Raw genomic sequence first — 7,764 nt, forward strand, 5'->3', positions numbered from 1 at the left:
CTCATGCCGCGGACAGAGCATGGCCAACGGAGAAGGCGGTAACTTTCTGCAACGACACTGGTGTCGCGCCGGCCGAACTGGCGAGGAGCTAGCGACGGCATCGTCGCTGGCGGTCTGGACAGCGTTGACCACGCCGCTACTCTGAGGGTCGATAATCGATTGGGGCCGCGAGTAATGCCTAACTCAGACAGCGAATCGCCAGCACAGTCCTCGCGCGGACTTGCGATCACTTCGATGGTTCTCTCCTGCGCGTGTCTCCTGTGGTTCCCTTTATCGGTTGTTGCTCTCCCCTGGATGTGGACCTGGACGTGGAGCATTGGCACGATCATCGCCGGAATCGGTGGAATGCTCGGGCTGATTGCTCGACGTGGAAGCCCTTACCGAGTAGGTGGTTACGATCTCGCCGGGGCCGGCTCGGTCATTGGATGGACGGCCGTCAGCGTCGGCGTACTGGCCCTAGCGATCTTCAAACTGGGCACCTACGTGGATGCCGGGACGAGTTGAGGCGTTATCGAGCCCTAACGCCAGCCTGGACGCGCCAGCTCATGGATACCAGTTGAGCTGCCGAACGTCAGGATCAATCGGTAAAAGGGCAGTTCGTCACCGTAGTCGGTGGACTGGTGTGGGCTCGGATGCCTTCCTCATTTAGCCGCGAACCGCTCGCTACGCGACGTAACGGCCAGGCCTCGACGTTTGCCCCGGCCTCCCTTCGTTGATGTGGGCGATCGGCCGAGGCGCGGACGACTCGGATCGGCCAGGTCAGCCGCCGATGTGCAGCAGGAGCACGTCGTCGCCGGATAGCCTCGCAATCCCGTCACGCAGCACAGTCAGCGCGTCCGTGATCGCGTAACCGGCTTCTTCGTCGTCAAGGCCCAGGTCGATCGGACCTTCGAGCAGGTCACTGGGTCCAAAAGCCGCCGGGCCGAGACGATCGAGGAACGTCTGGGCGTCGTTCGCGATCAGCGTGATGTAGTCGCAGTCGGCGTTAATGGCCTCGGCCGCCTCCCGCAAACTCGGGCTCGCCAGCACGATGCCCGACGCTTCCAGACGGGCCACGACGTTGAGCATCACGTACCCGGACCAGTCAAACTCCTCGCCAATTTCCACACCGAACTGCTCGATCGCCTCCCAGGCGCGGGCCGAACCGGCGGCCCCGACGATTGCCGGCAGGTCGCCGCGGCTGACGATGTAGAACGAGACGATTGAAGACACGCGCGGATCGTACCGGCAGACGGGACGCCGAGAGCGGGACGAGTTCCGGTACCACAGTTGAGCGACCTCGACACCGGCTCTGCACGAAAGCCATCCGGACATGCCGCGAATCGCGTGTAAGCGGGCGCCGCCGGAAGGCTGTTCCCGGACGTGTTGCCGGCTGGTCAGCCGGCGAAGGGCAGGTACCGTAGCGCCTCATCGATGACTTCGTCGGTGCTGAGTTCGGGTGTACGCCAGAACAGAAGATCACTGACCCTGGGGTAAAGCAGAAGCCTCTCCAGCTCATCCATGAGTTCGCCACTGGCGTCGTCCGGCAACGTGGGGTCCTTGAGGCGCTGGACGAGATCGCGCGCTCGCTGACGTTGTGCGTCATCAAGCGTTCGTGCTGGTAGGCCGGGATCTTTCGTCACCCTGGCAGGGTAACGAGAACTGGCGAATGGGATCCGTGCGGCTCGCTGGGCATCCGGATCTGGCGATCCAAGCATTCGGAGCTCGTTGCTGCGGCAGCGGTCCCGACAGCTGGACAGGTATGCCGCCTCCTGATCCACTACATCCAGCGGGCCTGCCAAAGGGAACTGGCACGGTGGGCTGTCCCCGACGCCGCAGCGGTATCGGGGTGCAGCGTGGGTCGGGACGTACGCGAGAATCTTGGCATGTCCTACGACCTGGCTGTCTGGGAAGGCGACCGGCCGGCAAACGACGCCGCAGCCGCAGCCGAATTCGAGGCCCTGTATGCCCGATTCGTCGAATCAGCGGAGTCTGTCGAGCCGACGGCACGCATAGCCGCGTACGTGGCGGCATTGCTCGACCGCTATCCGGACATCGATACCGACGCGGGTGATGACAGCCCTTGGTCGAGCGGGCCGCTGTTGAGTGAGGCGAGCGGGCCGCTGGTGTACTTCCCGATGGTGTGGAGCCGGTGCGACGAGGTCTCGGCATGGGCCGCCGAGGTGGCCGAGCAACATGGGTTGAACTGCTACGACCCACAGCAGGAACAACTTCGGACGTCATGGTCGCAGCCGTGGCGATTCGAGCTCACATCGGCGCACGGTCGCGCGTTCCGAGACCCCGACGCTGACATCATCCGTAGAGTTCTCACGCGGTTGTCCGCGGACGACTACTTCGCCGTGCTGACTCGATCCGATGACTGGTACATCCAGGTCGGGTACGGCGAGCGGGCAGGCACCTGGCACGGTTGGTACGCGTTAGAGCGTCGCGACGGAGCGCCCGAGGAGCATTACCGGGTAGAGCTTACGAGCGGTGAAGAGGTCATCAGCGCCTTCACCTCCTTTCTGCAGGACGATCCCGCGATTTCACGCCGGTTCGCCTGGCAGCGGTACGCCGTTTGACCCATGCGACGGCAGCGCACTCTCATGCCGCGAGTTGCCCGCTGGACCTACGGCGGAGGTCACGCTCTGTGGTTTGGTTCGCCTGGCCGATCAGTGTCCGGGGCAGCCGAGTTGAGTGTTATCGCGGTCGCCCGTCCGCGATATGCCGTCAGGGCTTCGCCGGCTGGCTCGGTGGGAATAGCTGGCGCAGTGTGGGACCAATGGCCGCGGCCAGCGTGCCGTCATCCTCGCCGTGCATGGCCATATTGACCACGCCCATCGCAACGTCGGCCGAGGCGGCACCCGAGGCCGCGGCCGCGCGTTCGGGCGCGGACAGATCGGCAAGTAGTTGCCGAATCAGTCTTCCTTCGCCCCACAGCGCCTCGGCTGGCACAGGGAGCCGACCCAACCAGGACAGCAGCACCAGGGCGCGATCAACGGCCGAGGGCATCGCGGCGATGAGTCGCCGGCGGATGTCATCGACCTGCTCTGCGGGTAGTTCGCCGGCTTGCTGGCCGGTGACGGTCAGCAGGCTCGGGTACAGCGACTCGGGTACTCCGCGCTCGACGAGGTATCGCCACCCGGCCTTTCCTGCGGGCCGAAACTGCGGACGCTGCTCGTAAAGGTTCAGCCGATCGACCAACGGGGCCAGGAACGCTCCCAACGCACATGGCATGCCGGTCTCGGCGAGAAACAGGTGCAGTCCGGCGGGATCGGCGACGACCAGGTCATTGCGGAATCGCGATCGTTCCCAGCTCACCGAGCCGTAAGCGTGAATGCTGGCGCTGGCGAGCAGCTGGCCCGCCGCACCGCGAAGAACGACAGTGGAGCCGCCGGGACAACGGCAGATGTCGCCCGTGAAGGAGCCTATGGTGGTCAGCTTCCTCAGCAGGTCGACTGATGCAGCATCTCGAATTTCGGCCAGCACAGCGCGGCCGGGAAACGGGCCAGCGTCTTCGCCACCTTCAACGATCTGGATGACGGACGTCCTCGACCAGACGCCGTCGAGCCAATCCCGCAGTTCAGACCCAGCGCCCATGAGGCCATCATGGCAGGCAACCGACGCGCCGACGGACGCTGAGTACGCGGATCCGCCGTCCGCGTGCTCAACCACCGCCGCTTGTTACGGTCGGTGACCGGCGGCCGAGGGCTCATGGATCAGGTCAGGTTCTGCGCCGCCAGAAGCCCTTTCCGTCGTAGCGCCACCAATACAGCGCGGTGCGGTCCTCAGGCCAAGGAGCCAAGGCGACATCGAAGGGCTCGAACTCGTCCCTGCGGAGGTCGATGGGACGTCATCCAGAGTCCTTCGGCTCGGCCGCCGTGGACGGCCGGGCGTTTGGCATGGATCGTTCGTCGCATGCTCCGAAGCGTTGGTAGTTCTGCTGAGCATCGACCAAACAAGGGTGGTTGGCACCGCCGTACCAGTCCGGCCAGCGCAACTGCACGCTGTCGTCCTCCCAGAAACACACTGGGCATATCTCGAACGAACCTGGCGGCTCGTCCATCGTCAGATGGCCGCAACAGACGCATGGATATGGGGGAATCACAATTCTATTGTCCTCCACCGGACGCTACGCCATTCGTTCCTGGCGCACTATCATGCCGCGGACCGCTCGCTACAGCGAGTAGCGGCCAACCATGCGGTCGACGCACGGTCGTCCCGAGAACAGTGCACGCGATCAAGGCACCAAGGGGGCCGCCAGCGTCAGAGCGTTGAGGGGCACGACGACGTGCGGCGTCTCGATCTTGCCGAATATGCTTGAGGCCGGGGCATCAGATACCAAGCTGGTCTGGGCATCCGGGGTGTTGGACGGCGCCCTGGATGAGGACGTAGAAGCCGTCCGGCGTCATTCACGGTGACCACGAAATCCGGGCCGGCGGGCCTTCATCCGCGTCGTCACCATGAACACGAACACGACCCGTTGGCGCGTGGCTGCGGCGTTGCGGCGTCCGGCCGCCGGCGGTGGTGTCCACGGTGACGCCACCGGCGCGCGGTCCGGGTCGTCGGGTGTGGGCGGTCGCGGCCGGTGCGGGCCAACGCGGGTTGGCCCCTGGCCGGGCCGGGTTGTGGTAGGCAAGGCTCCTACTCATGGCGGGAGCAGCGTGCGGTGATCGTGGTGGCCGAGCCGAACCAGGTCGAGACCGACCTGGCCGCCGGCGTGCTGACCTGCCCCCGCTGCGGCGGCGTGCTGCGCCGCTGGGCGTACGCGGCCAGCCGCCCGGTCCGCCAGCTTGACGGCACCACCCGCACCGTACGGCCCCGCCGGGCCCGCTGTGCCAGCTGCCAGGTCACCCAGGTGCTGTTGCCCGGCTCACTGCTTCCCCGCCGCGCGGATGCCACCGAGGTCATCGGCGCCGCCCTGCTCGCCAAGGCCCGTGGCCGCGGCTGGCGGCGTATCGCCGCCGAGCTCGGCCGGCCGCCCTCGACCGTGCGCCGCTGGCTCCGGGCGGCCCGCAGCCCGCACCCCGGCTGGCTGTACCAGCAAGGCATCAGCCACGTCGCCCAGCTCGATCGCGAGGTCCTCGCCGCCGGGTTCGACCCGCAGCCCACCGTGCTGGGTGACGCCCTGGTCGCCCTCGCTGCCGCGGTGGCCGCCTGGCGGCGCCGGTTCGCGCGACACGCCGGGGCGTGGACGCTCATCGGCGTGTTCACCCGGGGCAGACTCCTCGCCCCAACATGATCAACAAGCCTCGACCAAGGGATCAGTCTGCCCGCCGACGGCCCCGTACTCATCGATGGATGACGACGTCACCGTGAGGACGACGGCGTCACCATGAACACCAACACTGGCTCGTTCGTGTTCATCCTGAACGCCGCCTTCATCGTCATCCTGAGCGACGCGCAACAGGCCAGCTGGTCTACAGCGACCGCGGTCTGTCGTTCAGCAGCCGGAACGGTCTGCCCATACCTGGAGGACGATCTTTCCGGTACCGCGTGTCCGACGGCTATCACTTGGCGCTTGAAGTCTTCGACTCTGGCGCTGTCGCGCTCGCGGCTCGAGATGTCGTCGGCGAGTATTCGACCTATCCCGGCAGGTCAGACCAGGAAATGGTCCTCGACCAGAACGAGGTCATCACCTACACGTTCTTGACGCTCGGCATCTTCTCCGAAATCTCTGAGCGCGCCGGGCTGCACTGCCAGCATCGGTGTGCACATCGATGGCCTGCGCGGCGCGAAACCTCAACGACCGCCCTCACGAGGTTTCTGGACTAGCGCGGTTCCGTACCGCGATGAGAGCTACCGCCGGACAACCAGCGCAACGACGGTCGAACTCTCCGGTGACCTCACCGGAGTTCTCGATCGACTATTCGGTCACCTCCTGCGTGGGCTCGGAATCGGTGATCCGCTGCGCCAAGCCACGTGACCGTCAGGTTCCGGTCGCATCTGCGGCCCAACGAATGCCGGCGATCCGGCTGTCTCCCGCCGGTCGTCGTCTTGGGGCACCGGCCGTTCGGAGTCACAGTGCGCACGGCTGCCCAATCGCCTCGCTCGACTTTCAAGTCGGCCAGCCGACTGCCCGCGTGCCCGTAACCTGCTTCTGCCCGCCAACGCAGTTCCTCGACACGTCCCTGTTCGGCAAGCACGTCGGCCCGCCTCCACGCCTCAGCCTGCACGCCGCCCTCACCGGGAACCCCCTGCCCAACCTCGGCAGACCGCTACCCACCCTCTGGACCCACCGCAACACCACCCCACACGAAATCCTCACCCGACTGGACACCCGCGGTTCAGGCGGTGCGTGCACGACGGTGAACGGCCGGTCGGTCGCGGTCACCGGCAGCGACGATGCCACGGTACGGGTATGGGACCTGACCACAAGCAACCCCATCGGCGAGCCCCTACCCACGACCCAGGTGTACGTGCTCGGCATCACCGATGACATCCTCATCATGGCCGGGGGACAACATCGCCGCCACCGACCTGACCCAACTACCCAAAACCAACCGCTGGCCGACACACGCAACCCACATACCGGCACGACACCGTAGACATTTCGCCGAAAACGAGCGCCCACCCGAGGCCGCCCTACACCGCCTCGACCAGCGCGAATCTCAGCGACGATGGCGCGCCGGACGGCGGCCCGGCGCCGACTTCACCCGCGCGGGTCAGAGCGGCTCTGCGATCCCCGACTGAACGCCAGCCGAGCGACTTCGTGCGTCGCGCTCTCCCCAGCAGGGACGGCTCGGTCGGGTTCATCGATCAGGTCTTCGATGAACGTTGTTCGTCCGCCGATCCCGGCCACCCACGGGACGAGGTACCAGCCTCGACACGGTCCACAAGCGCGTGCGCGCGGCTAGACGGAACGACATTGCCCGAACCGCAACGTCCTCGGGCAGCACAGGCCGTTCCGAAACAGCCGATCACCATCCGAGCACCACCGTCCCATTTCTTGGGAAAATCCCCTCGAGAAATGGGACACGAAAAAGGGCCGCGATCTGCGTTTCCGCAGCTCACTGGCCCCAAACTGTGTAAGATGGTGGTACCGAGAAAAGATGTAAACCTTTCGATCCGTAGTCAGATGCTCTATCCATTGAGCTACGGGCGCTCGTTCAACTACTCTCCGTGGTCGCGCGTACTGATGCGTCCACGGGGTCGCGGTTGCGTATCCGCAGGTCCGCGGGTTTTGTTACTCCCTGGCCCTGCGAGGAACGACTCTAGCATGCCGCCGAGTGGGGCTCGCGTGCCGGTGGGTGCCGCGTAGTGCTGCACCGTGTCCCGACGTCCGATCACCATCCGAGCACCACGCCGCCAAATCATCATCTTCACCCAAGAGTGCATCTGATTCGGCAGACCCACTGTAGATGATCGGGCGCGGCCATCGCGAGGTGATTTTCCAGCCGAACGCGGGTAACGAGAACAGGTCATGGCATAGGCGACAACTACCGCGATTCGGCCCATCGGCCCCGTCCGCAGCGGCGTACGTACCGCCAAATGACGCACTCGACATCCGCCAACCGTCACGCTCAGTCATAGCGGTGCAGCCTGGCGGCATAGCACCTATAGTTGGCTTAGAACATGCGTTCGACCAGCGCCCGCGAACCGCTGGTCAACGCGCACCACTGCTGCTGCGCCTTCCCTCGCGGCCCGCACCACCGAGGGGAGGCAGCATGCCCGCCAGTCGCAGCGCCTGGGCCGGGGCGATCCGTACCGCCGACGACGTGCGCCGCCTCCTCGACGACACCAACGCCGCCGGCACAACCAACCTGACAGCGCTCGCCCGGGCCG

Annotated in this window: 8 protein-coding genes; 4 read left to right on the top strand and 4 right to left on the bottom strand. The window is 65.8% G+C overall.

Annotation, left to right across the window (positions count from 1 at the left end; translation table 11 throughout):
- Positions 1-759 precede the first annotated feature (759 nt).
- Together IH26_RS0151830 and IH26_RS60995 are read right to left on the bottom strand one after the other, a co-directional pair.
- A complete protein-coding gene (locus tag IH26_RS0151830; protein ID WP_030443704.1) occupies positions 760-1,212 on the bottom strand; it encodes a hypothetical protein in 453 nt (150 codons plus the stop codon).
- 164 nt (positions 1,213-1,376) lie between these two features.
- The gene (locus IH26_RS60995) at positions 1,377-1,622 is read right to left on the bottom strand and encodes an e9imm peptide (RefSeq protein WP_157437893.1); all 246 of its coding nucleotides are present in this window, start codon (positions 1,620-1,622) and stop codon (positions 1,377-1,379) included.
- Between the two features lie 243 nt (positions 1,623-1,865).
- Between IH26_RS60995 and IH26_RS62505 the strand changes: the two genes are divergently transcribed.
- Positions 1,866-2,561 carry a hypothetical protein gene (locus IH26_RS62505; protein ID WP_063763933.1) on the top strand — a complete coding sequence of 232 codons (696 nt, stop codon included), beginning with the start codon at positions 1,866-1,868 and terminating at the stop codon, positions 2,559-2,561.
- 148 nt (positions 2,562-2,709) lie between these two features.
- On the opposite strand, the gene IH26_RS56940 is transcribed toward IH26_RS62505, so the two are convergent.
- Together IH26_RS56940 and IH26_RS64875 are read right to left on the bottom strand one after the other, a co-directional pair.
- Positions 2,710-3,654, bottom strand: a complete 945-nt coding sequence (locus IH26_RS56940; protein ID WP_157437894.1) for a hypothetical protein — start codon at positions 3,652-3,654, stop codon at positions 2,710-2,712.
- A 178-nt stretch (positions 3,655-3,832) separates the two neighbouring features.
- A complete protein-coding gene (locus IH26_RS64875; protein WP_425394478.1) occupies positions 3,833-4,105 on the bottom strand; it encodes a CPCC family cysteine-rich protein in 273 nt (90 codons plus the stop codon).
- Between the two features lie 543 nt (positions 4,106-4,648).
- Between IH26_RS64875 and IH26_RS0151850 the strand changes: the two genes are divergently transcribed.
- From IH26_RS0151850 to IH26_RS59265, 3 genes are all read left to right on the top strand, one after another.
- Positions 4,649-5,221: a DUF6431 domain-containing protein gene (locus IH26_RS0151850; RefSeq protein ID WP_034218223.1), complete on the top strand. Its 573-nt coding sequence runs from the start codon at positions 4,649-4,651 to the stop codon at positions 5,219-5,221.
- A gap of 254 nt (positions 5,222-5,475) precedes the next feature.
- Positions 5,476-5,754, top strand: a complete 279-nt coding sequence (locus IH26_RS0151855) for a hypothetical protein (protein ID WP_030443708.1) — start codon at positions 5,476-5,478, stop codon at positions 5,752-5,754.
- Positions 5,755-5,819: 65 nt separating this feature from the next.
- Positions 5,820-6,527 carry a hypothetical protein gene (locus IH26_RS59265; RefSeq protein ID WP_157437896.1) on the top strand — a complete coding sequence of 236 codons (708 nt, stop codon included), beginning with the start codon at positions 5,820-5,822 and terminating at the stop codon, positions 6,525-6,527.
- Positions 6,528-7,764 lie beyond the last annotated feature (1,237 nt).

Source organism: Actinoplanes subtropicus, assembly GCF_000721705.1.
GTDB classification, from domain to species: domain Bacteria; phylum Actinomycetota; class Actinomycetes; order Mycobacteriales; family Micromonosporaceae; genus Actinoplanes; species Actinoplanes subtropicus.

What these genes read in the sequence shown, in the direction of transcription:
- IH26_RS62505 (WP_063763933.1), top strand. Translation starts at nt 1,866, where the DNA reads ATGTCCTACGACCTGGCTGTCTGGGAAGGCGACCGGCCGGCAAACGAC.